Consider the following 25,231-nt stretch of genomic DNA (forward strand, 5'->3'; position numbering starts at 1 on the left):
CCTACCACCTCGCGTCGAATTAGGCGACCGCGCGGAGGGCGCCGAACGCGGCTCCCACCGAGGAAGGTCCGTACGCGGCGAGTGCCCACAGAGCAGTGATCCTCGCCGCCCCGGTCCACAGGCCCTCGGCGACTGCGGGCGGGCGGAAGGCGTGGACGTTGACGTGCCGCTCCGCAAAGGGACGGCGGTCGATGTAGCGGAGGCCGCCGGTGCCGCAGAGGTAGGTGTCGGCGCCGACGGCGGTGGTGAGGTCGGCCAGACGTTCCGAGCGGCCCGAGGAAGCGGCGAGGGCGCTGCTGCGCAAATAGTGCCGCGCCAGCCCAGGAGGTTCAGTAGGGCGCGGGTGGTCGCCTCGGCGACGGCCGCTGTCCCGGTGGCCTCGGCGACGGCGTGGACGGCGGGTTCGAGGGCAGCGTGCAGCAACTGCCAGTGGGGACTGGCGCGGTAGTGCTGCGCTGGCAGTTGGCCGAGGCGGCGGGCTGCGCGCTGCGGCGCGGCGAGTTGAGCATCGCGGATCAACGTTGCGCGGCCGTGCGGGAGATGGGTTTCCACGGACAGCCACTGCCGCCGCTCCGGATCAGCGAGTGCGGCGAGGCGGGCGCGGTGCTGGTAGTCGCGCCGGACGAATTGGACGTCGTCGAGGACCACCCAGATGTCAGCCGCGTACAGCTTCGCCAGAGTGGAAAGGCGAGGCAGGAGGTTGGGCTGATGGATCGCGCACGAGTGCCCCGGCCGACCGCTCACGAGCGGGGCGCGGTCAGGCCGGCAGGAGCCAGCTGTCATAGCCGCGGGCGCGGAGGCGTTCGAAGGCATCGCCGACTCTTTCCGGGACGTGCTGCTCGATGGCGAAACCGCGCTTTGGGTACTCCATCACTCGCTCCATGTCGCCCATGAGCATGTCGATGAACTGCTTCTCATCGTCGTGCGTCTTGGCGTACTCGTCGAAGGCCAGCGGCTGGGAGACGCAGACCGGCTCCACCCCGGGCCACAGCTGGCGACACGTCGCGTAGGCCCGGCGCTGCATGTAGGGCATGGAGATCAGCAGCACAGTGGTCACCGCGATACCCGCGTTCTCCAGCACCTCGCGGGAGAAGCCGATGTTCTGACCGGTGTTGCTGGCCTTCGGCTCCAGCAGGATCGCCTCGTCCGGGACTCCGAGGGAGAGTGCGTGCTCGCGATAGTGGATGGCCTCGCCTCGGGGAAACCGCTCCTTGGTGGCGGCGCTGGTGTCGCCAGTGAACACCACGACCGGGAACATGCCGGCGTGATAGAGGTCGGCAGTGGTGCCGGCCACACCGAGATCGAGGCTGCCGAGGGCGATCGCGGCGGAGCAGGGCCGCAGCTCGTGGCCCATCTGGTGGAAGTCCCAGATGGTGCGGGCGTCGGCGCGGTCCGCGTCACTGATCGCGTTCTCCTGGCGGTCGGTCACGTGCTCTCCTGGCTGTTGCGAACGGTCTTGATGCTGCGCAGTTGGTGTTTCAGGCCGTATTGGGTGGCGATGTCCGATGCCCGGTCGAGTATGGCGTGCCCTTCGCTGCGGGTGGCAGGGTCGGTGAGCAGGATATGGGCGTGTGCGGTGTCGATCTGGACGCGTTGGAGGGGGGTCTCGAAGCGGCCGTTGCTGCGGGCAGTGTCGATGTAGGCCAGGGCCCGGGTGAGATCGCCAGCGCCGCGGTGAGCCAGTGCGAGCTTCTGCTGGGCGGTCGCCCAGTCCTCCGGCTCGTCCAGTTCCTCGAACCGCTCGGCGGCCTGGCGCATGACCTGGATGGCGAACTCGTTGCGGCCGTCCTTGGCCAGGGCGGTGCCGATCCACAGTTGGGCCCGGGCTCGGTCGGTCGTGCTGAGTCTTTCGTCGCCGGTGAGCTGCTGGTAGCGGGTGGCCGCCAAGGCAAGGCGTCCGGCCATTTCGGTGACCACGGCGAGGGACAGTTCGATCTGCGCGGCTCGACGGGGGATATCGAGTTCCGTGAAGACGTCATGCGCGTCGGAGTAGAGGCGCTTGGCGGTCATCAAGTCCTGAAGGGTTCCCTGGAGGCGTCGCAGGTCGCCAGACAGGACCAAAGAGCGCCCGTACAGGTACAGGCCGCGATCGTCGAGGTCGCGGGGCTGGCCGCGGCCGAGCCAGCGTTCGAGCAGGGTGGCGGCGAATGCGAAGTCCTGACGGTCGAGACACACCACGATCCGCTCCAGATCCTCCGTCCAGGTCTCGTGGTCGGCGATCGCGGGCGACGGTGTTCGGCTCGGTTGCCGCCTCAGCGGGCCTTGGGTGAGGAGTTGCTCGAAGCGGGCCTGGGCGGTGGCATCGGCGCGGGCTAGGGCTGTGTCGAGGATCGCCTGCGTGTCGGGCCAGGGGCAGGTAGCTGTGCCGTGCTTCTCCCACTTGGAGACGGTGCGGATGCCGACGCCGAGGTGCGCTGCGTAGGTGCGCACGCTCATGCGCAGCGCCTGGCGCAGTAAGCCGGCCTCGCGTCCGGTCCATCGCCTCACGCTCACCACGGGGCACCTCCCTCCTGCCGCCATGGAAGCACGGACGGCGGGCGAGGGGCCACGGAAGTGCCACAAAGGTGCAACAGCCGTTCATTCCCGGCCGACTGGTGGTGCGTCAGTCTCGGAGAGTCCGTCCGCTCACACCGTTGTGGAGGTCATCCGCGTGGTCACCCTCACCGAGTGCCACCCTGTATCTGGCTTGGACGTCTACGGCTTCCTGCGGCTGACACGCACCACACTGTCCCGGCGCCGCGCCCTGTCGGCTGTTCTGGACGAATACTGCCGGGCTCACGAGCTGAAGATGGCCGCCCTGTTCGTCGAGCACGCCCCCGGCGACCTCTACTCCCCTGCCTTCGTCAGGCTGCTCGACACCCTCGCCTCGCCGGACGCCTACGGCGTCGTCATCCCTTCCCTCGGCCATCTCGGCCCCAGCCGCACCGCCGCCGAACGCGCGCGGATCATCCGCGACGCGGGCGCCCGGCTGATGCAGGTGCGTTTGCCGGTCTCGACCTTTCAGGATGCCAGCGGATGTCGCTCATGAGCCTGCCCAACACCACCCGACCCCGTCGTGCCGACGCAGATCGCCGCCAGGTGCCCCATACCGCCACCGGCCTACGGCGAGTTCCGCACCCGCGACCGGCACTCGGGCGGCAAGACCGTACGGGCAACCGCCAAGGCGGGAGGCCAGGCATGCTGAACGTCACCCTCCCGCCCCCTGCCACCCACGCGCAGCTTCCCGCACCAGCCGTGTACAGCTCAGGACCGCTCGCGGGCATCCTTCCAGTAGCTCCGCAGCATGTCGCCAGGCCATTCGGGCTGGTGGATAGGGCCGCGGGGCAGCATCTCACGGAAGACGGGCGCCAGGTCGATGACCGGAGTGCCGTCGTCGGCGTCGAGGTCGGTGACGTGCAGGTCTCGGCCTTCCACTCGCAGCAGCCGGGGGTACGAAGTGCCGATGCGGGCCGGGCGGCGGTGGTTTCGGTGCACGAGTCCGCCGGTGGCCGGCCAGTCCGGGTTTCCTCGCGGGCTTCGCGGTTCGAACTCGATGTCGCTGTCCGAGCCCAGGCTGAAGTGCCAGATCACTTCGAGGTGGCTGAACTCGTCAATGCCTTCCAGGGCGCTCTCGGGGATGCTCGGGACGAGACGGATGATCGACTCGACGCCACCCTTGTAGTCGTCGAGGCGGCCGGTCTGGCCTCCGACGACGGTGGCGATCACGGGCACCTGAATGTACTCGTTGAACACGCGCTGCCTCTCCTGAGATGGCTGCAGTTCGGGGGCGGATACTCCCTGAACCGGGCTTCCTTACGGTACGGGTCAGCCGACTTGGAGCACTGCTCGGGCCCTTGCGTCGAGTTCGTCTGCCGGGCTTCCGCCCCGGTTGCGGAACGGGCTCAGGGCACGGCGCATCTGCACGACGGTCTCCCGAGCACGGCCGGACTGCACTCCGGTCATCGCATCGAGCGCCTGGGACCAAGTGGAGCAGGCCGCCTCGAGTTGTCCTTGCCGGACCTGGACGTCGCCGAGGTACCCCAGTGTCACGGAGTGCGTCCGCTTGAACTGCTCCCGGCGGGTGCGGACGCTGCGCTTGAACTCGCGCTCGGCGCCCTTCATGTCGCCGAGATCCCTCAGTGCGGCAGCCGTTTCGTGGGCGAGGCTTGCCTCGCCGAAGAACCAGACACGGGCCGGTTCGTCGCCGTCAGTGGCCCGGTCGAGATCACTCTCGGCCTGGAGGAGCGCGGCTGCAGCCTCCTTCTTGTACCCGGCGGCCGCGAGGCCGCGGCCGTGAACAACGCCCAGAAGTGCCTTCTCCCGCCAGCACGCTTCCGCGTAGCGGCGACCGGAAAGCGACCCCTCGGCCAGGCATACGGCTTCCGCCGGCTGCTTCAGATCGACCGCCTGGTGGGCCATGGCCCGCAGCACGTGTCCGGCGAGCGGGGCGTCGCCGGCCTCCTCAGCGAGCTCGGTCGCCAGGGTCAGCCACCGCAGGGCGATGGGGTGCTCGCCCGCGTCGAAGGATGTCCACCCCGCGAGGTAGGCGAGCTCGGCTGCGGCAGAGGTCATGGCCCGACGTACCTCGTCAGTCGGGAACCGGCCGGCGAGGAGTTCGGCGACATCGGTGCGCAGGTATGCGACGAGGGCTGCCCGCCCTACGCCGCGGCCGCCGCGCTCCTGGTCCCGGCGCGAGAGGAACACCGTCATCTCGCGCACGCTGTCGACGTCGGCAATGGTGACGGTGTGCTGCGAGAGGGGCTTCCTCGTGCGGGCGCGCTCCGCAGCTTCCTGCCACCAGGTCTCGGATGGGAGCGCCAGACCTGCGACCGAGTAGGCCGACTGCACCAGCACCCGGCGCCGTTCTATGTCCATGTCCGTGCTCCCGAGGGTCGCCAGCGTCGTGAGGGTGTCGACGCTCCACCCTGGAGCCTGCGGCGCAGCATCGTCTTCCGGTTCCAGCCCGATGTCGGCGAGCGTGATGACGCGGCCCAGGCCGCGCGAGAGCGTCTCGGCCAAAATAGCGGGTGCCCGCCCGGTGGGACGCGTTCCTCCTATCCAGCGAGCGATGTGCGACTGCGTCACGTTCTGCAGTTCGCTGGCTCCGTTCTCGGCCGCTACGGAGCTCATACGCGCGGCCAGACGGCTCTGCGGCAGGCCCAACTCCCGTACGACGGCTTCCAGCTTGAGGTTGCGTGTGCGCCCCATGGTGCGCCCCTGTCCCCGAAACGATCTTTCATCACGTTCATCGGGTCCGTGGTCCCTGCGGGATACCGAGTGGCCTTCGAACGCGGTTGTCTCGTGAAGACGATATTCCTCCAACCCACTTGCGCTGCAACGGATTCGGCCACGCCACGCCTACGAGCTCGGACAGTGACCGGAATTGGCCCCTGCCGGGGCCGAGAAGGGGAGCTGATGAACGTGCACAATCCCACGGCCGGCCTCCATCAACCGGGCTCTGCAACGGTGCTGCCCGACCGCTCGCAGGTACGCAACGACGGCGGCATAGGGCTCGATGCCCCAGCCGGCCCCGTGGAGCGGACATCGTGCGAGGGGCGCGCCTTCGAGGCTGTGGCTGTGTTCCCGGCGGAGTTGGCCGCTGTGCCCCGGGCCCGGCGGGACCTGCACCGGTTGATGCATCGGTCCGGGCTGTCCTCGATCGCGGACGCCGTCGTACTCGGGGCTGGGGAGCTGATGGCGAACGCGGTGACGCATGGCTGCCGTGGTCGGGGAGCGAGGGAGTTCACCGTGAAGGCGACCTGCCGACGTGGGCGATTCCGGGTCGAGGTACAGGATCCGTCGGCCGTCCGGCCGGTTCTGCGGGAGGCCGGCGCCGACTGTGAAGGGGGCCGCGGTCTGGTCCTGGTCGACGCCCTGGCCTCGCGCTGGGGAGTCCAGCCTGGTCCGGGCGGAGGGAAGACCGTCTGGATGGAGCTGGACGCCTTCGGTGAGGAGGACGGGTCGTGAAGATCCGCTTGCCTCGCACCGCACGACGGAGCCCGGCGCACATGGCCCAAGGCGGCCGCTCCGTCGTCGCCTCGGCCCGGGAGACCCTTGCCCTGGTCCTCGACGAGAACGCCCCGCCGCTGGAGCACGACCACGATGTGGACTACCTGCTCCTCCGACTGCGCGGCCATCTCATGGAACTGGGCCTGACGGCTCCCGACTCGCCCTGTCCGACGGTCGAGAAGGTGCTCGCCGAGGCTCGGCACGTCGCGGACATCGACGGGCCTGGGGACTACGTGGGGGCCCGTGTACATCTGCGGCGACTGGCTGAGGCGGTGGACGTGGTGATCAGGGAAATGGCCGGTGCCGGTCTGGTGTGCGGCCACCTGCCCGAGTGCCCTTCCGCCGATGCCGACGACTGCGAAGCCGCTCGCGTTCGGGTGAGCCGTCCCGAGATCGGATGCAGCGAGCTGTGCAACGGTGTGCTCATCTTCGACACGGGATGCCTCATGCCGTCCGGTGCCGTCGTCGCCCCGCGACGGGTTCTGCCTCGGACCGGATCCGAGTCGAAGGCGGTGGACTCGTGATCTTGCCCGGCAGCGGCCTCGCGATCCTCCCCTGCCCGAGTCCTGCCGGCCCGGCCCTGGGAGTCCGGATCCTCGCCCCGGAGGAGGCGTGCGACTACGAGTACGTGGCCGCGCGGCTCGTCCGGATCGAGCTGATGCTCGGCGCGGTGGCGGTGGCGCTGCACCGGCTGGCCTTCGTCGCGGTCCCGGCCGGCGCGGGGCGGCGCGGCGGCCGAATGGGCATGCTCGACCCGGCCTTCGCGGAACTCACGGCGCGGGCACTTCGCGGCCGACCCGGCTTCCACGGTGTCACCGCCGGCGGAACGCACGTGTCCTGGGGCGAACCGGTACCGGCCGGCATGGATGCCGACGCTCGGCGCCAGTTCTTCGGCCTGCGCCGGTGGCCCCGGGAGCAGCGGCTGCTCGCGTGCCAGCGGGAGGTGCTGCATGCCTGAGCCGCCGTCGGCCAAGCCGTTCCGAGGCCGACGCCCCAGCCTCGACGTGGTCCGCGCCGTGGTCTTCGTCCTCGCGATGGTCACCGTGATCTACGCCGGCTCCGGACCGAGACCGTGGTAACCGTCACCGGCCTGGTCATCACCGTCCTGGTGGTGACCGCTATGGGCCTGCTCGTCCAATTCGGGACGCGACCGCACCGGCCACGGCCGTCCCATCCCGCCCACAGGCCAACTCCTGACCAACCGCGCCCTTCCGTTCCGCAAGGCCCCTCGTGACCGTGCCCTCATTGCACTGTCCGATCAAGCCGCACCGAGCAAAGGCCAACCTCGCAAGAAAGAGCCGCTGTCATGCTCCACGCCGTCTCGGCACCGCCCACCACGACGTTCCAGGCGCCGGACCGCCTCGTTCTGGTGTGCCGAAACGAATCGGTCGACTGGCGGTGCCTGCCTGACTTCGACTTGTCGGCCGTGATCGGCCAACTCGACGGTACGCCCGTGAGGATCTGATGAGCATTCTGATAGAAGTCGCCTTGGTCGCCGTGCCGTCGGCGCTGGCTCTGGCGGGCGGATGCACCGCCTGGCATCTGAGAGGGTGCCTGCGCACGGAGCGCCGCCGGTCCGACCGTCTGAACCGGCACGCCGAAACCCTAGCCCGGCAGCTTGGCGCCGCCGAGCTGATCCTGGGGCAGATCGCCGATGAGGTGGTGCCAGCTCTGCAGGCGGCCGCCGTCCGGCCGGGTGCCGGGCAGGGCGTCGACCTCGCCCTGCCGGACGCCTTAGGCGCCAGGGTGGCCGAGCGAGTGCGGGCCGTTGTTGACTCCGTGGCCCGGGCTCTGCGGCAGGTGCAGTACGACGCGGACACGGCCACGGGTGCCCAGGTGTCCGAGGTCAAGCAGGAAGCCGAGACCGCGGCCGCCGAAGCTCGACGTGTGGCCGACGCGGCCGCCCAGGCGGCCGTGCGCAGCTTCGCCACGTCCCTGGTGGTCACCGCCTCAAGGGTGAGCAAGCAGATCAGCCAGGGCGTACGCCAGCACGCGGGCGGAGAGACGTACGAGGCGCTCGTCACCATCGACCGTCTCGTCCAGCAGCTGCTGCTGGACGCGCAAAGCTACGTGATCCTGGGCGGGGGGAAGCTGTCCCGTCGCTGGGAGGCAACCTGCTTCACCGACGTGGTGCAGGCGGCCATGGGGCACCTTGATGGTTTCGAGCGGGTCAAGTTCGAGGAGTCCGATGTCGCCGTGGTCAGCCGGGCGGTCGGCCCGGCCATACACACGATCGCGGTGCTGCTCGACAACGCGCTGAGGTATTCGCCCCGCTCGTCTTTCGTGGAGGTGCGCCTACAGGAAGGCCACCACGGCCTGACCGTGCGAATCGACGACGCTGGGCTGCAGATGAACCGCGAGGCCGTGGTGGCCGCCCGCCGAGTCCTGGGCGGTGAGCGGACGGAGCCGGTCACCCGCCTTGGCGCGCACCCGCAGACCGGGTTCACCGTAGCCGCGGTCCTGGCCCGTGAGTACGGCTTCAGCGTCGATGTGGAGGCTCCCAACGCCTACCGGGGTACGAGCGCGCAGGTCTTCTTCCCGCGGGACCTGCTGACACGAGTCCCCGAGACGCCGACGCCGGCCTCAGTGTCGGCAGCCCCGCTGACCGCAGCGGCTACTACCTCCACCGGGCTGACCGTCCGCCAGCCCGGTGCTGCTCTCGCCCCCCGCCCCGACACGAGTCCCGAGCCGACGTCGGGGCCGGGCCGCCCCGACGTGGCCGCCGCCTGGGCGGACGGCACGCGTCGCGCCCGCCAGACCCCCACCTCCGAAGGAGCCTGATGTTCGCCGACACGCACTCCAACACGCTCGGCTGGCTGCTCGAAGAGCAGCTCGGCACCCTCGCGGGTGTCCGCTGCGGGGTCCTGATCAGCACCGACGGTCTGCTGCACTCCCGAACGTCCTCCATCGACCAGAACCAGGGCGAGCGGTACGCGGCCATCTTCGCCGGCCTGCACGGGGCCGCCCGTACGTTCAGCCAGGAGTTCGACGGCGGCGGCATGCGGCAGCTCCTGCTGGAGCTGCCCGAGTCCGTGTGCCTGATCACGCAGGCCGGAAAGAACGTGTTCCTCCTGGTGTAGACCAGCGGACCCGACGCCGACATCGCCATGATCACTCACCAGATGGGCGAACTCGCCGTGAGCGTGGGTGACCAGATGGACGTGGAGGCGCGCACGCCGGTCTCGCAAGAGCAGGCCGCGGGGTGAGCGGGCCGCGGCGGGACCCGGACATGGTGCGGCCCTTCGTACGGACGGGAGGGCGTGATCGCCCCAGCCGGCCGGAGGTGCGCCTGGAGTCCTTGGTCCTCGCCGCGACCGGACCGGCCGACACGCTGCGGCTCGACCACCGCCGGGTCCTGGCCCTTGTCCAAGGTGTCCGGGGCGGTCTGGCCGTGGCGGAGATCGCCGCCGCCTTGGAGCTGCCGCCGTCCACCGTCCCCATCCTCGTCTGCGACCTGATGGACAGCGGCCACCTGAGCAGCCCCGCCCCTGCCCTCGACGACGAGCCCGATATCGACATCCTGAGGGAGGTACTCCGTGGTCTACGGGCCAAGGTCTGAGATCCACCCCACCGCCGCGGTCCGCTCCGCGAAGATCGTTGTGTCGGGCGGGTTCGGTGTCGGCAAGACCACCCTCGTCAGTGCCGTCTCCGAGGTGCCCACCCTGCACATGGACGAGCCGATCACCCAGGCCAGCACCGGGGTGGACGATCTTGCCGGCGCCCCGGGGAAGCAGACCACCACGGTCGGCATCGACTTCGGACGCATCCACATCAGCCCCTCCCGCGTGCTGTACCTGTTCGGCACCCCTGGCCAGACACGGTTCCGTCCGCTGTGGCAGAGCCTGACCGAGGGGGCGCTCGGCGCGCTGGTCTTGGCCGACACCCGCGACCTCGACGCCTCCCACGAACATCTGACCCTCCTGGAAGAGCAGGGCATCCCGTACGCGGTGGCGATTAACCGCTTCGACGGCGCGCCCGACCATCCGCGCGAGGAGATACGCCACGCCCTCGCCCTGGATCCGGACACCCCGCTGACCGACTGCGATGCCCGTGTGGGCCGCTCCGGCTACCTGGCCCTGATCGAACTCGTCACCTACCTGACCGCCCGCCACCTCCGCCCCCTGGAGCGCCACCCGTGACCACCGCCCCCGGCACCGCCCCACCGGCGTCCCGTATCGCGCTCTACGAGGCCGAGTTCGCCGCCGACCCGCACACGGCCTACGCGGCGATGCGCCTCGCGTACGGGCCGCTCGTACCCGTGGACCTGGCGCCCGGCGTGCCCGCGACCCTGGTCATCGGCTACGACCAGGCCCGCCGCATCCTCAACGACGAGCTGCGCTTCCCCGCCGACCCGCGGGTGTGGGAGCAGGCGGTTCCCGACACCTGTCCCGTGCGGCCCATGATGGAGTACCGCCCCAACGCGCTGCGTTCGGCCGGCCCCGCGCACTCCCGGTACCGGGCGGCGAACGCCTCCGCCCTCGACGCCGTCGACCAACACCGCCTGCACGCCCTCGTCCAACGGGTCGTCGTCAAGACGATCGCCGAGTTCCACTCCGCGGGCCGTGCCGATCTGCTGGCGCAGTTCGCGTGGCCGCTCAGCTTCCGGATCCTGAGCGCGCTGCTGGGCTGCCCGGACGAGCTCGGCCTGCGCATCGCGAACGGCATGGCCAAGATCTTCGACGGGGTGAACGCGGCGGCCGGCAACCAGATGCTGGCCCAGGCCGTGTCCGAGCTCGTCGCCCTGCGCCGAAGCCAGCCCGCCGAGGACATCACCTCCCGGCTCATCGCCGACCCGGCCCGGCTCGACGACACCGAGATGGCGCACCAGCTCGTCACCCTCTACGGCGCCGGCATCGAACCACTGACCAACCTGATCACCAACACGCTCCTGAAGATCCTCACCGACGAGGACTTCTCCGCGACCGTGCACTCCGCCGGCGCCTCCGTACGCGAAGTGCTGGACACCGTGCTCTACCGCGACCCGCCGCTGGCCAACTACTCCATCACCTACCCGCCGCAGCCCGTCCACCTCGACGGCATCCTGCTGCCCGCCCACCAGCCGGTCGTCATCTCCATGGCCGCGTGCAACAACGACCCCGCCCTGGAAGGAGGCGGGTCCGGCGACCGGGCTCACCTGTCGTGGAGCACCGGCCCGCACGCCTGCCCGGCACGCTCCCTGGCTTACCTCATCGCCGAGACAACCGTCACCGACCTGCTCGACGCGCTGCCCGAGATGGACCTCGACTGCCCTGCCGACGAGCTGACCTGGCGCCCCGGCCCGTTCCATCGCGCCCTGACCCGCCTTCCGGTCCGCTTCCCCGCCCCCACCGCAGCCTGAAGGAGAAGTCCTCCCATGTCCCAGTCCACCACCCCGATCGTCCTCGACCCCACCGGCGCCGACCACCATGGCGAGCACGAGCAGCTCCGCGGCCACGGCACCGCGGTCCGCGTCGACGTCCTCGGCGTGACCGCCTGGTCGATCAACGACCCCGCCCTGCTCAAGAGCCTGCTGAAGAACCCCGACGTCTCCAAGGACGCCCGCGCCCACTGGCCCGGTTACGAGGAGGCGATACAGACCTGGCCGCTCGTGCTGTGGGTCGCCGTCGAGAACATGTTCACCGCCTACGGCGACGACCACCGGCGGCTGCGGCGCATGATCGCCCCCGCCTTCTCCGCGCGCCGCATTGACACCCTCACCCCTGTCGTGGAGACCATCGTGGAGGCGATCCTCGACGATCTCGAAGCGCTGCCAACCGGACAGAGCATCGACCTGCGCGAGCACCTGGCCTACCCGCTTCCGATCGCGGTCATCGGCCACCTCATGGGTGTCCCCGCCGACCAGCGTGCCCACTTCCGCGGCGTCGTCGACGGTGTCTTCGACACCACCCTCACCGCCGACCAGGCCACGACCAACACCCAGGCCCTGTACAAGGTCCTGGACCAGCTCATCGCCACCAAGCGCGCCGACCCCGGCGACGACATGACCTCCCTGCTCATCGCCGCCCGCGACGACGACGGAGACGGGCGCGGCCTGTCCGACGCCGAGCTCCGCGACACCCTCCTGCTGATGATCAGCGCCGGATACGAGACCACCGCCAACGTCCTCGACCAGGCCATCAGCCTCCTGCTGACCCACCCTGACCAGCTCGGCCAGCTCCGCGCCGGCCACGCCGACTGGGCGGACGTCGTCGAGGAGACCCTGCGCCTGGAACCGGCCGTCAAGCACCTCCCCATGCGCTACGCCGTCAACGACATCGTGCTGCCCGACGGCCAGACCATCGCCAAGGGCGAGGCGATCCTCGCCGCCTACGCCGCAGCCAACCGGCACCCGGACTGGCACGGCGAGACCGCCGACGACTTCGACATCCGTCGGCCCATCAAGAACCACCTCGCCTTCGGGCACGGCGTGCACTTCTGCCTCGGCGCCCCGCTCGCCCGACTGGAGCTCGCCACCAGCCTGCGGAAGCTCTTCGCCCGCTTTCCCCACCTCGAACTCGCCGTCCCCGCCCACCAGCTCAAGCCGCTCAGCTCCCTGATCAGCAACGGCCACGAGCAGCTGCCCGTCCGCCTCCGCCCGACCGCGGCCTGACCATCACCCGACCAGGAACCCCAGATGACCTCCACCGTCGCAACCCCGATCACCCCGCTCACCCGGGCTCAGAAGCGGGTCGCCGCCCACCTCGTGTGCGGGCTCACCAACCCGGAGATCGCGGGCGAGGAACACCTGTCCGGCGACACGGTGAGCTCCCACGTCCGGGTGATGCGCCAGAACCTGCACTGCCCTCCGCGCTCCTCCCGCGCGGTTCTCGCCCACGCCCTCCTCAGCCACCAGCAGGTGCCCCCGCCCCCGCCCTCGCTGCTGCGCCGCGCCTTCGAGCCGGACGCGGACGACCAGCTGCTCATCAGCGCCATCGCCGAGCACTCCCGGCCGGACGACATCGCCCGCACAGCGCGCATCCCGGTCGGCGAACTCCGTACCCGGACCGACGGCCTCGCGCGCAGGGCGGGCGCCAGCAACGCCGCGCACCTCATCGGGCTGGCCCACACCCACGGCATCCTCGGCGGCGAAGGATCCACCGCCGCCGAGCAGCCCCCGGCACAGCCCGCCGGAGCGGCGCGATGAACACCACCACCTCCGACACCACCGCCCCCGCCAGCACGGCGGACGTCCGCGACGGCCGGGCGACGTGGGCGTACGAGATGCGGCCGATCGTGACGGCCGCCGACCGCGAGGCGGCTGCCGCCCTCGTCCAGGACCGCGGCCTGTGGCTCGCCCGGCGCGGCCACTACGCGCCCGCCCTCCACGTCACCGCCTTCCGGGACCACCGTACGGAGGCGGTCGGCCTGTACGAGGACGACGACGGGGACGAAGTCCTCGTCGGCTGTCTCCTTCTGCATCGGCAGCCGGACCTGCGGTCGTGGGCCGTCGACGACCCGGCTCCGGCCCTGAAGGTCTCACTGGCCCACACCGCCCCTGGCCGCACAGACCGTGTCGGATGGCTGATGACGCTGTGGCTCGCCGCCTATGCGGCCCGCATCGGCATCGACTGCGTGTACGCCGAGGCCCCAGGCCGGAGCACCGTATCCGGCGGAACCGACGGCCGGCTCCTGGGGCATCTGCGCGACCTCGGCTGGGACGTGCTCGGCTCCGGCCGCAACCCGGACGGCCATCGGGTCGCCCGGCTTCGGCTGGCCGCCGCGCCGTCGCCCGGCCTGGCCGCGCTCATCTACTGCACAGTCCCCGCCGCGACACGGCGCGGGCTCGAGGAGGACGCGCGATGAGTACCCTCACGCGGCCCGGCCGGACTCGTGCCGCCCCCGGGCCGCGCTCTGCCCCCGGGCGCGGGCGCTCCGCCCGGCCCCGGCCGCGCCGCCGTGGCGAGGGCCCGGCTGTGGGGTCCGGTCCTCCCTCCGCCGGCCCGTCCGGCTAGCAGCAGCGCTACGAGGTAGGCGCCTACGGCCTGCCCCTGCGCAGCCACCCCTCCGCCCCCCCCCGGCCCGCCTGCCCAGGTGAGGCCGGAAAAGCTTCCCGCCGCGGCTTCGCGTCGGGTTGGCCAGAACCCGGCGGACGGAGCCAGCCCTCCGGCTGCGCTCCGGCCGCCAGTCTCTGGCAGCGCCACCGAGTCAGCAACACCCGATCATCAACAAGGAGTTGACATGACGCGCAACATCGCGCAGAGCACCACCCAGGTCCAGGAGCCCGTGGCCCAGGAGGACGGGTTCACCCTGAACGTCGGCCTGCTGGAGGTCTCCGATGCCGCCGGGCTGACCAACCTGACCGACGACAACTGCGGCACCACCTGCGGCGCCTGCACCACCAACGTCGCCTGACCTGGGCCATCCGGCCTGCTGGCCGGGGCCGCCACACCGATGGTGCGGCGGCCCCGGCGGCCCTTCCCACCCGGCTCAAGGAGGCATTCGTGACTGCACCACCGGCATTCCGGGCCGGCGTGACCGCCCTCGTGCGCGCCGTCGCACGACCGGCCCCGGCCGAGGCTCCCTTCCCGGACTTCGACGACCGCCCCCTCCCCGACGCCGGTCAGGAAGACATCACCGCCAGCCGTCTCGCGTGGGTGCGCGCCGTCTGGAGCAAATCCGCCCTGGTCGAGGCCGTGCGGCACGCCAGCCCGGACCTGGGAGCCCAGGTCGAGACTCTGTGCGAATCCCCAGCTCCCTCCGGGCGCGACGTGCGGCGCGTCGGGCTCTCCCTGGTCCGTTACCTGCTTCGGGCAGGGCACCGGGCCACGCCGTTCGGTCTGTTCGCCGGCGTGACCACCGCCGCCTTCGGTGACAGGACGGCCGCCGTCTGGGGCGAGGACCACGTGGTTGTCGCGCGGGCCGGCGCTGAGTGGCTGTCCCGGCTGGTCGAGCAACTGGAGGGGAGCGGAGAGCTGCTGCCGTGGCTGTCCGTCATGGTGAACAACACGGCCTTCGTACGGGACGGGAACCTGATCGTCCCGTACCAGGACGACGGGCGACGGGCGGTGGAGGCGTCGATCGAACTGTCCGCCCCGGTGCGCAGTGTCCTTACCGCGGCGGGGACACCGATCCGGTTCGAGGACCTGGCCGGGAAGCTGGGGGCGGAGTTTCCCGGCGTGGTGCCCGAGCGGGTCCACGGACTGCTGGCAGGGCTGATCCGGCGTCGCGTGCTGATCACAAACCTCCAGGCGCCGGCCACCGAGACCGACGCCCTCGGCTACGTCCTCGCCCAGCTCGACGCGGCCCGGGCCAGCGCCCTCGTCCCGCTCGCCGGGACGGTCAGAGACCTCCGCGCCGTCCGCGCGGGACTGCACCAGTGCGCCTCGGCAGATGACCGGGAGGCGGTGGCCGCCCGGATGCGGCAACTGGTGCCGGGCCTTCGCCGCCACCCCTTGGCGCTGGACCTCCGCCTCGATGCACACCTCCGGCTCCCCGGCGAAGTGGCGGGCGAGGTCGAGCGGGCCGCCACCATCCTCACCCGGCTCTGTGCCCGCCCGTACGGGGGGCGCGGGCTGGGTGAGTATCACCAGCGGTTCTATGAGCGGTACGGCATTGGCACGATGGTGCCCCTTCTCGATGTCGTCGCCGACAGCGGCATCGGCTACCCCGACGGCTACCCCGGGGCCCCGGCCGGCGCCCGCCGACGGCGGATCTCCCCCCGGGACGACGTCCTGGTCCGCCTCGCCCAGACCGCCGCGCTCGACGGGCACGACGAGGTCGTGCTCACCGACGAGATGGTGGACGCGCTGGACGTGGGACCGAAGGAACCCCGGGTGCCGCCGCACCTGGAGGTCGGCGTGCGGCTGCACGCGGCGAGCATCGACGAGATACAGCGCGGCCGGTTCACCGTGGAGGTCACAAGCGTGTCTCGTGGCGCCGGGGTGAGCACGGGCCGCTTCGCCAGCGTCCTGGATCCCGCCGCGCGGGAGACGCTGTGCGCGGAGCTGGCCGACCTGCCCACCGCCGATTTCGGCACCGACCCCGCCCAGCTCTCCTTCCCTCCGCTACTGCCCGACACCGCGCACGTCACCCGGACCCCCCGCATCCTGCCGCTGCTGATCAGCCTGCAAGAGCACCGGCCGTCCGCCCCGGACGTGCTCACTCCTGCCGATCTCGCGGTGGCCTGCGACGGCCGCCGGATGTACCTGGCCGCCCCGGGTCTCGGCCGTCGCATCGAGGCCGTGGGCATGCACGCGCTCAACCTCACCGAGCACACCCCGCCGCTGGCCCGGCTGCTCACCGAGCTCTCGCGCGGCCAGTGCGCCCAGGTGACCACCTTCGACTGGGGAGTTGCCGCGACGGCGCCGTTCCTCCCGCGCCTGCGCTACGGCCGCATCGTGCTCTCCCCGGCCCGGTGGCGGGTGGAAGCGGCCGACCTGCCCGGCCGGGACCGGCCCACGGCAGAGTGGAACCTCGCGCTCTCCGAGTGGCGCATCCGCCGACGCCTGCCGCAGCATGTGCAGCTCGTCCAGGGCGACCGGCTACTCCCCCTCGACCTCGACCAGGCCGCCCCCCGCAGTCTGCTGCGCCGGCAGCTCGACCGCGCCTCCCTTGTGGTGCTCACCGAGGCGCCGGGGCCGCAGGCGTACGGCTGGAGCCAGGGCCGGGCCCACGACATCATCGTCCCCCTCAAGGCGACCCGGTCCGCCGAGTGGCCGCCGCTGCCCCAGCCGGCCCCGGCCCGCACCCTCGCGCGGGCCCAGACGCAGATGCCGGGCATGTCCTCGGTGCTGCTGGCCGCCTTGTACGGGGACCTGCGCCGCCAGGACGCCGTGCTGACCCGGCACGTCCCCGACCTCCTTGGCCGGCTCGGCTCTCCCCCGTGGTGGTTCATCCGCTTCCGCGACCCCGACCAGCACCTTCGCCTGCGCATCGCTCTGGCGGACCCCGACAGCTTCGCGGATGCCGCCCGCACGGTGAGCGCGTGGGCCGACGAACTGCGCACGGACGGGCTGCTGGCGGACCTGCGCTACCCCACCTCCTACCGGGAGATGGGCCGCTGGGGCTCCGGGAGTGCGTGGGACGCCGCCGAGGAGGTGTTCCGGGCCGACTCGCGGGCCGTCGTCACCCAGCTCTCCCAGCCCCGGCGCCCGCAGCAGCGCACACTGGTGGCCGCCCACACCTTCGCGATCGCCTCGGCGTTCCTCGGCAGTACGCAGGCCGGCGCCCGCTGGCTGATCGACCACATCCCGCACCGGGCGCCGAAGCCGATCCCAAGGCCGCAGTTCACCGAGGCCGTCCGCCTGGCCGACCCGCGCGACAACTGGGCCGCGCTCCGTGCGGTCCCCGGCGGCGAGGCGATCGTCGCGGGCTGGGCCGACCGTACCGTCGCGCTTGCCGCCTACCGCGAGCGCCTGCCGGGCCCGGACACCGAGGGCATCGCCCTGGACGACGTCCTGACCTCCCTGCTGCACACCCACTTCGTACGGCACGTCGCGGTCAACTTCCCCGAGGAGGAGATCTGCCTCCACCTCGCCCGCGCCGCCGCCCTGGCCTTCAACGCCCGCCCCGGGAGGACCCGGTGAACCACGACACCGCCCTCGGCCTGTCCGCGGGCATCGCCGACCGGCTCGCCCACCCCGACACCGCGCCCGCCACGGTGAGCACAGATACCGTCCGGCAGCACCTTGCTCTCGGGCCGATCGGCATCGCTCTGCTGCACATCGAGCGGGCCGCAGCCGGCCTCGGGCCCTGGCAGCGCGCCCACGACTGGCTCGCGGCCGCCACCCGCCGGCCGTTCGCCAGCGGCGCCGACAGCCACCCCTTCTACGGCGCGCCCGCGCTCGCGCACGTCCTGGCCTGCGCCGCCGAAGGTCTCCCCGGCGCCTACGCACGCGACCTCGCCCTGCTGGACCGGCAGGTCCTCGACGACGTCCAACGCCGCCTGGACGCCGCGCACCGCCGGATCGACACCGGGCAGCTCCCGGTGCTCGCCGAGTTCGACGCGATCCGCGGGTTGACCGGCTTCGGCGGCTACCTCCTGCGCCGCGACCCGGCGGGCCCGGCCCTGCGATCGGTTCTCGACTACTGCGTACGCCTGACCGAACCGATCACCCATGAAGGGGACACCCTGCCGGGGTGGTGGACGCTCACCGGGCCTTCCGGGCGGCCGGACGACCGTTTCCCCGGCGGCCACGGCAACTCCGGCATGGCCCACGGCATCGGCTCCGTGCTGGCCCTGCTCGCGCTCTGCGCCCGCCGCGGCACCACGGTCAGTGGCCACCGCCAGGCTCTGCGCACCATCCTGGCCTGGCTCGACCGCTGGGAGACGACCAGCTCGCAGGACCGGACCTGGCCGTACTGGGTCATCCGCGACGAGCTGCGCACCGATCGGCTCGCGCCCGCCGGTCCCCGGCGTCCCTCGTGGTGTTACGGCACCGCCGGCGTGGCGCGCGCCCAGCAGCTTGCCGCCCTCGCGCTCGGCGATCCCGCCCGCCGAGCGGTCGCCGAGAACGCCCTCCTGGACGCTCTCACCGACCCCGAGCAGTTGTGGGCCACCACGGACTTTGGCCTGTGCCACGGCTTTGCCGGGCTCGCTCACCTCACCGTCCGTACCGCCGCCGACGCCGCGCCCGAGACTGCGAACCGGCTCCGTGCCGTTCTGCCCGACCTGCTGGCCACCCTGCTGCCGCTCGGCTCGAAACCCAAGGACGCGGGCGCGGCACTCGTCGATGGCCCCGGCGGCGCCGGGCTCCTTGACGGCGCCGCCGGTATCGGGCTCGGCCTCCTCGCCGCTTCCGGTACCGCCCCGCCCCGGACCAACTGGGACGCCTTCCTGCTCGTCGCCTGACCTCCGAGAGGACCTTGATGCCCGCCGACCACTGGCAGCAGCACCAGATCACCTTCCCCGACCGGCAGACCGCGCGCGCCGCCATCGCCGACCGTCTCGCCCCCGTCCTGCACGAGGCGGAAGTCTCCCGGCAGCTCAGCGGCTGGTGGTTCATGAACAAGCAGCCCTGGCCCCTGCGGTACCTGGCCGACCACCCCGCTCCGGCCGTAACGGCGCTGCTGGACGACCTGGTCGCGGACGACGTCGCGTCCTCCTGGACGACCGGGATCTACGAGCCGGAGACGGACGCCTTCGGCGGCCCGGCAGCCATGGCGGCCGCGCACGACCTCTTCCACGAGGACAGCCGCCACCTCCTCGCCTACCAGGTAGGCCCCGGACACCTGGACCGTCCGGAGATGGCCGTCCTGCTGCTGAGCGGCATGATGCGCGCCGCGAACCTCGACTGGTTCGAGCAGGGCGACGTGTGGAGCAAGGCCGCCGCCCTGCGCCCCGGCACCCCGGCTCCCGGCTTGTCCGAGACCCTGTTGCCGGCGATGCGGAAGCTGATGACCACCGAGGCACGCAGGCTGTGCCGGGCGGGCGGGCCGCTGGACGGCCACACGCAGTGGATCGCCGCCTTCGAACGGGCGGGCACGACGCTCACCCACCTCGCCGCGCAGGGCGAACTGACCCGCGGCCTGCGCGCCGTCATCACCCACCACGTCATCTTCCACGCCAACCGGGCCGGCCTGCCGGCCGCAGACCAGCACACCCTGTTCCACATCGCACGAGAGGCAGTCATGGGATCGAGTGACAACACCGCGTCCACCAAAGCCAATACCCCCGCCGCCGATAGCGTCAGCGCGGTGAACACCGACACGCTCACCACACCCGACGCCGAGCGCCTGCGCAACGCCCTGGTCGACCAGATCAAGACCGAAGGCCACGCCTGCACCCCCGAGGTCGAGAACGCCCTGCGCACGGTCCCGAGGCACCGGTTCGTCCCCGACGCGCCGCTCACCGACGCCTACGCCAACGCGCCGGTGAACATCAAGTACGACACCGACGGCACGTCGATCTCCTGCGCCTCCCAGCCCAGCGTCGTCGCCCTCATGCTCGACCAGCTCCAGGCCCAGCCCGGCGAGCGCATCCTCGAACTCGGCGCCGGCACCGGCTACAACGCCGCCCTCATCGGCCACCTCGTCGGCCCCGACGGACACGTCACCACCATCGACGTCGACGACGACCTCGTCGAAGGCGCCCGCGCCCACCTCGCCGACACCGGCTTCACCAACGTCCAGGCCCTGACCCGCGACGGCGCCCTCGGCCACGCCGACGGCGCACCCTACGACCGGATCATCGCCACCGTCGGCGCGCACGGCATCCCGCCCGCCTGGCTCGAACAGCTCGCCCCTGGCGGCCGGCTCGTCACCCCCCAGCGCCTCAAGGGCAGCGTCTCGCGCTCCATCGTCTACCAAGAGCGCGACGGCCGCTGGATCTCGTCCGGCTCGCAGATGAACACCTTCATGCCGCTGCGACGAGGCATCGCCGACGACGACCGCCGCGTCATCCCCCTCTCCACGCAGAGCACCGTGCGCCTCCAGGCCCCCGCCGGACAGCAGATCGACGCCGACGCCCTCGCCGGCGTCCTGGAACAACCGCGGACCGAGCAGTGGACCGGGATGAAGGTCCGCGCCATGGAGAGCCCTGAGTGGATGGAGCTCTTCGTCTCCTGCTCCCTGCCCTCCGGCCTGATCCGCATGCTGTTCCCCCAGACCGCCAAGGGCACCGTGCTCACCGAGGACCCCTACCCCTCCTCCACGGCCGCCGTGGACAAGGGCGCGCTCACCTACCTCACCCGGCGCCTGCTGGACGAGAAGACACCCGAGGGCGGCAAGCTCTGGGAGTTCGGCGTCGTCGGCCACGGCCCCGGCAGCGAGGAACTCACCTCCCAGGTCGCCGACGCCATCCGCACCTGGGACCGCGAGTACCGCGGCCGGGAAGCCGCCTTCGAGCTCCTGCCGCTCGACGCGCCCCCCGTCGACCAGCGACCCGGCACGTTCGTCCTCGACACCCCGCTCAACCGCGTCCTCGTCACCTGGCAGTAGCCCCCCGGCGCGGGCCCGCCGACCGACGGCTGGCCCGCAGCCCCACTCACCGTTCCCTTCCCCGGGAGTCCCCATGGACCCGTACGCCTCCATAGCCCGGCGCTTCCCTCTCATCTCCCGCTTCCGCCCCGCCTGCCTGCCGCTCCCGCAGCGTGTCCGCGCCCTGGTCGAACTCTCCGCCACGGCCCAGACGAAGGCGGACCAGGGCCTGGCGTCCGCGGTCTACAACCAGGCCGCGCTCCTCGCCTCCGACCTCGGCCTGCCCGACCTCGCCCGCCAGTGGTGCCACCAGCACGCCGCCGCCTACCTCCACGCCACCCCCTTCCCCGGCATGACCGCGATCCGAGCCCTCGAACCCGTTGTCAACCTCGCCCGCCTCCAGATCCGCGCCGGCAACACCGACGACGGCCGCCACCGCCTCCTGAACCTCTACGACGCCGTGAGCAACGTCGCCCCCGCCGAGTTCGAAGGCGTCCGCATCCCCGCAAAGCTGACCACCAGCGACACCGACCGCGACGAGGTACGCGCCTGGCTGTGGCGGGTGATCCTCGCCGACGGCACCCGCACCCTGACCACCGCCGGCCGCTGGACCGAGGCCCTGGCCCACATCGAGCAACACCACGGCCTCGGACTGCGGATGCTGGACGGCCGGCAGGTCGCCGTACTCGCCACCCTCCACGGCGACCCCGACCACGCCACCGGCCTCGTCGCCCAGACGACACCCGGCGAACCCTGGGAGAACGCCGTCACCACCTGCCTGGCCGTGATGTGCCACCGAGCCGCCCATCGCCCCGTCGACGACCTGCTCCCCGAGCTGGTGAACAGCTACGTGCAGCGCGAACCCGATATCGGTACGACCGTCTTCGATACACGCCTCGGACTGACCGTCCTGGACCTCCTCGACCAGTCCGACAGCCCCTCAGCACACCTCGTCGCCGAGGAACTCCACCGCCGAACCATGGCCGCGACCGACGGCTACGCCGCCCGCGAGTGCCTAGCCAACCCCCGCTTCACCAACCTGATCGCCTCCGGGAAAACGAACGCTGCCCGCGACCTGGTCCACGCCTGCGGGCTGGACGACGGAGGGCTCCCTCAGACCTTGGCCGCCAGGTTGGTCCATGCGCTTCGGGGCAGCAGCGGAGTGATCCGTGAAAGCGTGGCGTCCTTACGACCCGTTCAGCAGACGCCCCAGAGCGAGGCGTTCCTCGACGAGAAGGGCGCCGCCCGATGAGCGCCCCTACCGAGCAACTCTCCCTGATCAACCTGGACGAACCCTCGCACGCTCCGGCCTACGACGCCGTACGGCTGTTGCTGTTCAACGCCCAGCACGCCTCCCCGGACCGCTCCCGCCGTCAGGCCGCCTGGGTCGCCGCCCAGGAGAACGCGGACATCGCCGTCTTCACCGAGGTGTCCTCCACCCACGGTGGCGACACTCTCCTCACCGCGCTCGGCGAGCGCGGGTACGCCACCGTGATCGCCCCGCAGCCGGCGGAAGCCGACTACCGCACGGTCATCGCCTGCCGCACCGCCGACGCCCACCCGGCCCAGAGCCCGGTCGCCGTCACGCCCCACCGGGCCCCGGCCGCCCGCGTCACCGTCGGCGGCCACGACATCGGCGTCCTCGGCCTGTACGTCCCCTCCCGCGGCCCCAAGGAGCAGCGCAACGTCTCCAAGCGCGCCTTCCAGGACGCGGTCACCGAGGCCCTGCCGAAGCTCGACGCTGCCTTCCCGGACGTGCCCGTCATCGTGGCCGGGGACCTCAATGTCGTCGAGCGCGGCCACCAGCCCCCGCACACGGTGTTCGGCGCCTGGGAGTACACCTTCTACGACTCCTTCCAGACGGCCGGCCTCACCGACGCCTTCCGCCACCTCCACCCCGACAAGGTCGCCCACTCCTGGTACGGACGCAGCGGCAACGGCTTCCGCTTCGACCACCTCTTCGTCTCCGCAGCCCACGCCGACCGCCTCCTCGCCTGCGACTACCACCACCAGGCCCGCGAAGAGGGTCTGTCCGACCACGCCGTTATGACGCTGCGCCTGGGCCTGCCGTCCACCCCAGGCGGACAGGGTGAGGCTCCGGCCACGAGCTCTTGCTGACCACGGACTGGGCTACGCCCGAACGTCGGCGTTTCGGCCAACCGCCCCCGGGCCGCGTGCCCTTACGCGGCAAGGGTCGGTGCACTGCGCACGTTCGGAAATCCGCTGAATCACCGGGCGCGCAACGCGTCCGAAAGGAACAGGTGCTCGAAATCGTGCGGCGTCGTTGAACACACCGACGCCACCACCACGCCCACGAGGGGGAACACATTGACGCCAGTCGAACCAGGCGGCGACACGATCGCGAGCGGCCCGAAGGCCGGAGCCGCGGACAGCATCTCGGACGCCGAGCAGGAGCTGTACGGTGGCCGGCTGCGCTACGACCAGTCCTTCGTCCGGCACGAAGGGCCGCTGACCCGGCTGAAGTTCGGGCACATGGCGGCCGCGCTGCCGCACATGGTCGGCATGGTGCTGCGCACCGGCTGGAAGGCGGACCGGCGCGCCCTGATGGGGGTCGTGGCGGCCGAGCTCGGGCAGGGCGTGACGGCCGCGTGGGGCCTGGTGGCGGTCAACGGCGTCCTGGCGCAGTTGTTCGCCGACGGTCCGACCGTGGACAAGCTCCGCGACGCGCTGCCGTCCCTGGTTGTGCTCGCGGTCGCGGCGGTGGCGACCGCGGTGCTGTCGGCGTGGTCGACGGCGATGTCGGGCCGGCTGGAGCCGCAGGTGGAGCGGGCAGTCTCCGCCCGGTACTACACGGCCGTCACCGGTGTGGAGGTTGAGGCGACCGAGCGGCCGGAGGTCCAGCGGGTTTTGGAGGCGGGCCGGTTCGGCACGGACTCGGCCCGTAGCATGCTGCGGCTGTCGGTCGGCGTCGGCAATGTGGTGATCGGCATGGTGGCGGCTGCGGCCGTGCTCGCGGCGCTGCACCCGGCGTTGTTACCGATGCTGCTGGCGATCGCCCTTCCCAAGGGGTGGGGCGCGGTCCGTTCCGCGCGCCGGGACTACCTGTCCCGGATGAACTGGGTCGACCACCGCAGGGCGATCGCGTCGCTGCTGGCCTACTTGACCCGGCCGCACGCCGCCGGTGAGCTCCGTGTGCACGCCGCTGGCACGAAGCTGCTGTCCAGCTATGAGGAGATGTCGCGGCAGACCGAAGCGGAGCAGCGGCGGCTCGCTCGGGCGCAGGCATCGACGGATCTGGTCGCGGGCGCGTTCGCCGGTGTGGCGTCGCTGGCCTGCTACGGGGTGCTGTGGTGGCTGCTGTCGACCGGTGGTCTGCCGCTCGCCGTCGGCGGGACCGCGGTAATCGCCATCCGTACGTCGACGGCGCGGCTCACCTCGCTGGTGCAGCAGGTCAACCGGCTGTACGAGGAGCTGCTGTTCCTCACCGACACCGAGGACGCCATCAAGGTGGCAGGCGAGAACGCCATCCCGTCCTCCGGTACGCCGCTGCCCACACCTACTCGGGAGGTGCTGGCGGAGGAGGTGTCGTTCACCTACCCGGGCGCCGACGGCCCCTCTCTGAAAGGCGTGAGCGTGCGCGTGCCACGGGGGAAGGTGACGGCCCTGGTGGGTGCGAACGGCTCGGGGAAGACCACGCTCACGAAGGTGCTGGCCGGACTGCTACTTCCCGCGGAGGGAGAGGTTTGGTGGGTGGGCGAGTCGGGCGAGCGGATCGAGCTGCGTGAGGCGGACCGCGCCCAGGTCTTCGCCGAGATCGGGCTGCTGGCTCAGGACTTCCCCCGCTGGGAGATGACGGCGGCCGCGAACGTGGCTATCGGCGCCGGCGACCGCCCGAGGGACATGGACCGCGTCCGCAAGGCCGCCGGCGAGGCGGGAGTGCTTGAGCTGGTCGAGGGCCTGCCGCACGGCTGGGACTCGATCGTGTTCAAGGGCTACGAGCGCGGTGTCCAGCTCTCGGGAGGCCAGTGGCAGAAGCTGGGGTCTGCTCGAACAAGGTATCGACAGGCTCCGTTCCTGCTGGTCGACGAGCCGACCAGTGCGCTTGATCCCCATGCGGAGATCGCCGCGTTCGAGGGGCTGTGGTCCCTGGCTGAGGAGGGGCACGCGGTCGTACTCGTCACCCACCGGCTCGCCGCGACCATGCACGCCGACCACATCTACGTCCTCGATCAGGGGTGTGTCGTCGAGGACGGCACCCATGGGGACCTGATGGCCCGCACGGGCGGCCTGTATCGGGGGATGTTCGCCGCCCAGGCCGCGCAGTACGGGCTCGCGCCCACGGCCGACCCGGTTCCCCGGCCGCGTGGCACCCAGCCGTCCGGCCGCGAGACGGCGAGCTGATCCACCGGTGCGACTTCCCCCAGCCCGACCCGCCCCCTACATCGAA

The 25,231-nt window shown here is 71.5% G+C and carries 25 protein-coding genes and 1 pseudogene; 21 read left to right on the plus strand and 5 right to left on the minus strand.

Annotation, left to right across the window (positions count from 1 at the left end; genetic code table 11):
- Positions 1 to 19: 19 nt before the first annotated feature.
- The 3 genes and pseudogenes from BJP40_RS36195 to BJP40_RS03215 form a co-directional block, all read right to left on the minus strand.
- Positions 20 to 813: pseudogene (locus tag BJP40_RS36195) on the minus strand (WbqC family protein).
- Positions 758 to 1,429 (minus strand): YdcF family protein, encoded by a 672-nt coding sequence (locus BJP40_RS03210; protein WP_071278418.1) that lies wholly within the window; start codon positions 1,427 to 1,429, stop codon positions 758 to 760. Before BJP40_RS03210 ends, BJP40_RS36195 begins: the two are co-directional and overlap by 56 nt.
- Positions 1,426 to 2,436: a hypothetical protein gene (locus BJP40_RS03215; RefSeq protein ID WP_256220612.1), complete on the minus strand. Its 1,011-nt coding sequence runs from the start codon at positions 2,434 to 2,436 to the stop codon at positions 1,426 to 1,428. Before BJP40_RS03215 ends, BJP40_RS03210 begins: the two co-directional genes overlap by 4 nt.
- Positions 2,437 to 2,686: 250 nt before the next feature.
- Between BJP40_RS03215 and BJP40_RS03220 the strand changes: the two genes are divergently transcribed.
- Positions 2,687 to 3,028 carry a hypothetical protein gene (locus BJP40_RS03220; RefSeq protein WP_143065876.1) on the plus strand — a complete coding sequence of 114 codons (342 nt, stop codon included), beginning with the start codon at positions 2,687 to 2,689 and terminating at the stop codon, positions 3,026 to 3,028.
- A gap of 215 nt (positions 3,029 to 3,243) precedes the next feature.
- Here BJP40_RS03220 and BJP40_RS03225 read toward each other — a convergent pair whose 3' ends face one another.
- Complete coding sequence (locus BJP40_RS03225; RefSeq protein ID WP_071278422.1) at positions 3,244 to 3,732, minus strand: TrmO family methyltransferase; 489 nt, start codon at positions 3,730 to 3,732, stop codon at positions 3,244 to 3,246.
- 72 nt (positions 3,733 to 3,804) lie between these two features.
- Positions 3,805 to 5,187 (minus strand): Tat pathway signal protein, encoded by a 1,383-nt coding sequence (locus tag BJP40_RS03230; RefSeq protein ID WP_079170874.1) that lies wholly within the window; start codon positions 5,185 to 5,187, stop codon positions 3,805 to 3,807.
- Positions 5,188 to 5,394: 207 nt separating this feature from the next.
- On the opposite strand from BJP40_RS03230, the gene BJP40_RS03235 reads away from it, so the two are divergent.
- The 20 genes from BJP40_RS03235 (at position 5,395) to BJP40_RS03315 (ending at position 25,185) form a co-directional block, all read left to right on the plus strand.
- The gene (locus BJP40_RS03235; RefSeq protein WP_079170875.1) at positions 5,395 to 5,946 is read left to right on the plus strand and encodes an ATP-binding protein; all 552 of its coding nucleotides are present in this window, start codon (positions 5,395 to 5,397) and stop codon (positions 5,944 to 5,946) included.
- Positions 5,947 to 5,987: 41 nt separating this feature from the next.
- Positions 5,988 to 6,512, plus strand: coding sequence for a DUF5999 family protein (locus BJP40_RS36200; RefSeq protein ID WP_371258592.1), 525 nt, complete (start codon positions 5,988 to 5,990; stop codon positions 6,510 to 6,512).
- Positions 6,509 to 6,946, plus strand: coding sequence for a DUF6302 family protein (locus tag BJP40_RS03245; RefSeq protein ID WP_071278424.1), 438 nt, complete (start codon positions 6,509 to 6,511; stop codon positions 6,944 to 6,946). Before BJP40_RS36200 ends, BJP40_RS03245 begins: the two co-directional genes overlap by 4 nt.
- On the plus strand, positions 6,939 to 7,067 hold the full coding sequence (locus tag BJP40_RS35160) for a hypothetical protein (protein ID WP_256220613.1): 129 nt from the start codon (positions 6,939 to 6,941) through the stop codon (positions 7,065 to 7,067). Before BJP40_RS03245 ends, BJP40_RS35160 begins: the two co-directional genes overlap by 8 nt.
- Before the next feature lie 227 nt (positions 7,068 to 7,294).
- The gene (locus BJP40_RS33920; protein ID WP_177204289.1) at positions 7,295 to 7,453 is read left to right on the plus strand and encodes a hypothetical protein; all 159 of its coding nucleotides are present in this window, start codon (positions 7,295 to 7,297) and stop codon (positions 7,451 to 7,453) included.
- Positions 7,453 to 8,769 (plus strand): hypothetical protein, encoded by a 1,317-nt coding sequence (locus BJP40_RS03250; RefSeq protein ID WP_071278426.1) that lies wholly within the window; start codon positions 7,453 to 7,455, stop codon positions 8,767 to 8,769. The genes BJP40_RS33920 and BJP40_RS03250 overlap by 1 nt, the downstream gene beginning before the upstream one ends.
- The gene (locus BJP40_RS03255; RefSeq protein ID WP_079170876.1) at positions 8,769 to 9,068 is read left to right on the plus strand and encodes a roadblock/LC7 domain-containing protein; all 300 of its coding nucleotides are present in this window, start codon (positions 8,769 to 8,771) and stop codon (positions 9,066 to 9,068) included. Before BJP40_RS03250 ends, BJP40_RS03255 begins: the two co-directional genes overlap by 1 nt.
- 149 nt (positions 9,069 to 9,217) lie before the next feature.
- On the plus strand, positions 9,218 to 9,547 hold the full coding sequence (locus BJP40_RS03260) for a DUF742 domain-containing protein (protein ID WP_071278428.1): 330 nt from the start codon (positions 9,218 to 9,220) through the stop codon (positions 9,545 to 9,547).
- Complete coding sequence (locus BJP40_RS03265; protein WP_079170877.1) at positions 9,525 to 10,127, plus strand: ATP/GTP-binding protein; 603 nt, start codon at positions 9,525 to 9,527, stop codon at positions 10,125 to 10,127. Before BJP40_RS03260 ends, BJP40_RS03265 begins: the two co-directional genes overlap by 23 nt.
- The gene (locus BJP40_RS03270) at positions 10,124 to 11,326 is read left to right on the plus strand and encodes a cytochrome P450 (protein WP_071278430.1); all 1,203 of its coding nucleotides are present in this window, start codon (positions 10,124 to 10,126) and stop codon (positions 11,324 to 11,326) included. The genes BJP40_RS03265 and BJP40_RS03270 overlap by 4 nt, the downstream gene beginning before the upstream one ends.
- 15 nt (positions 11,327 to 11,341) lie before the next feature.
- Positions 11,342 to 12,577 (plus strand): cytochrome P450, encoded by a 1,236-nt coding sequence (locus BJP40_RS03275; protein WP_071278432.1) that lies wholly within the window; start codon positions 11,342 to 11,344, stop codon positions 12,575 to 12,577.
- Between the two features lie 24 nt (positions 12,578 to 12,601).
- Positions 12,602 to 13,111, plus strand: a complete 510-nt coding sequence (locus BJP40_RS36065; protein WP_071278433.1) for a LuxR C-terminal-related transcriptional regulator — start codon at positions 12,602 to 12,604, stop codon at positions 13,109 to 13,111.
- Positions 13,108 to 13,770 carry a hypothetical protein gene (locus tag BJP40_RS03285; RefSeq protein WP_079170878.1) on the plus strand — a complete coding sequence of 221 codons (663 nt, stop codon included), beginning with the start codon at positions 13,108 to 13,110 and terminating at the stop codon, positions 13,768 to 13,770. Before BJP40_RS36065 ends, BJP40_RS03285 begins: the two co-directional genes overlap by 4 nt.
- 375 nt (positions 13,771 to 14,145) lie before the next feature.
- Complete coding sequence (locus BJP40_RS31305; RefSeq protein ID WP_079170879.1) at positions 14,146 to 14,319, plus strand: FxLD family lanthipeptide; 174 nt, start codon at positions 14,146 to 14,148, stop codon at positions 14,317 to 14,319.
- A gap of 242 nt (positions 14,320 to 14,561) precedes the next feature.
- The gene (locus BJP40_RS03290; protein WP_256220625.1) at positions 14,562 to 17,492 is read left to right on the plus strand and encodes a lantibiotic dehydratase; all 2,931 of its coding nucleotides are present in this window, start codon (positions 14,562 to 14,564) and stop codon (positions 17,490 to 17,492) included.
- Entirely contained in the window at positions 17,489 to 18,757 is a 1,269-nt protein-coding gene (locus tag BJP40_RS03295) for a lanthionine synthetase C family protein (protein WP_071278435.1), read from the plus strand. The genes BJP40_RS03290 and BJP40_RS03295 overlap by 4 nt, the downstream gene beginning before the upstream one ends.
- Before the next feature lie 17 nt (positions 18,758 to 18,774).
- A complete protein-coding gene (gene fxlM, locus BJP40_RS03300) occupies positions 18,775 to 20,844 on the plus strand; it encodes a methyltransferase, FxLD system (RefSeq protein ID WP_071278437.1) in 2,070 nt (689 codons plus the stop codon).
- A 73-nt stretch (positions 20,845 to 20,917) separates the two neighbouring features.
- Positions 20,918 to 22,075 (plus strand): hypothetical protein, encoded by a 1,158-nt coding sequence (locus tag BJP40_RS03305; RefSeq protein ID WP_079170880.1) that lies wholly within the window; start codon positions 20,918 to 20,920, stop codon positions 22,073 to 22,075.
- Entirely contained in the window at positions 22,072 to 22,941 is an 870-nt protein-coding gene (locus tag BJP40_RS03310; RefSeq protein ID WP_071278439.1) for an endonuclease/exonuclease/phosphatase family protein, read from the plus strand. The genes BJP40_RS03305 and BJP40_RS03310 overlap by 4 nt, the downstream gene beginning before the upstream one ends.
- A 276-nt stretch (positions 22,942 to 23,217) precedes the next feature.
- Positions 23,218 to 25,185 carry an ABC transporter ATP-binding protein gene (locus BJP40_RS03315; RefSeq protein ID WP_177204294.1) on the plus strand — a complete coding sequence of 656 codons (1,968 nt, stop codon included), beginning with the start codon at positions 23,218 to 23,220 and terminating at the stop codon, positions 25,183 to 25,185.
- The last annotated feature ends 46 nt before the right edge of the window (positions 25,186 to 25,231 follow it).

The sequence above is a fragment of the Streptomyces sp. CC53 genome (genome assembly GCF_001865245.1).
Classification (GTDB): domain Bacteria; phylum Actinomycetota; class Actinomycetes; order Streptomycetales; family Streptomycetaceae; genus Streptomyces.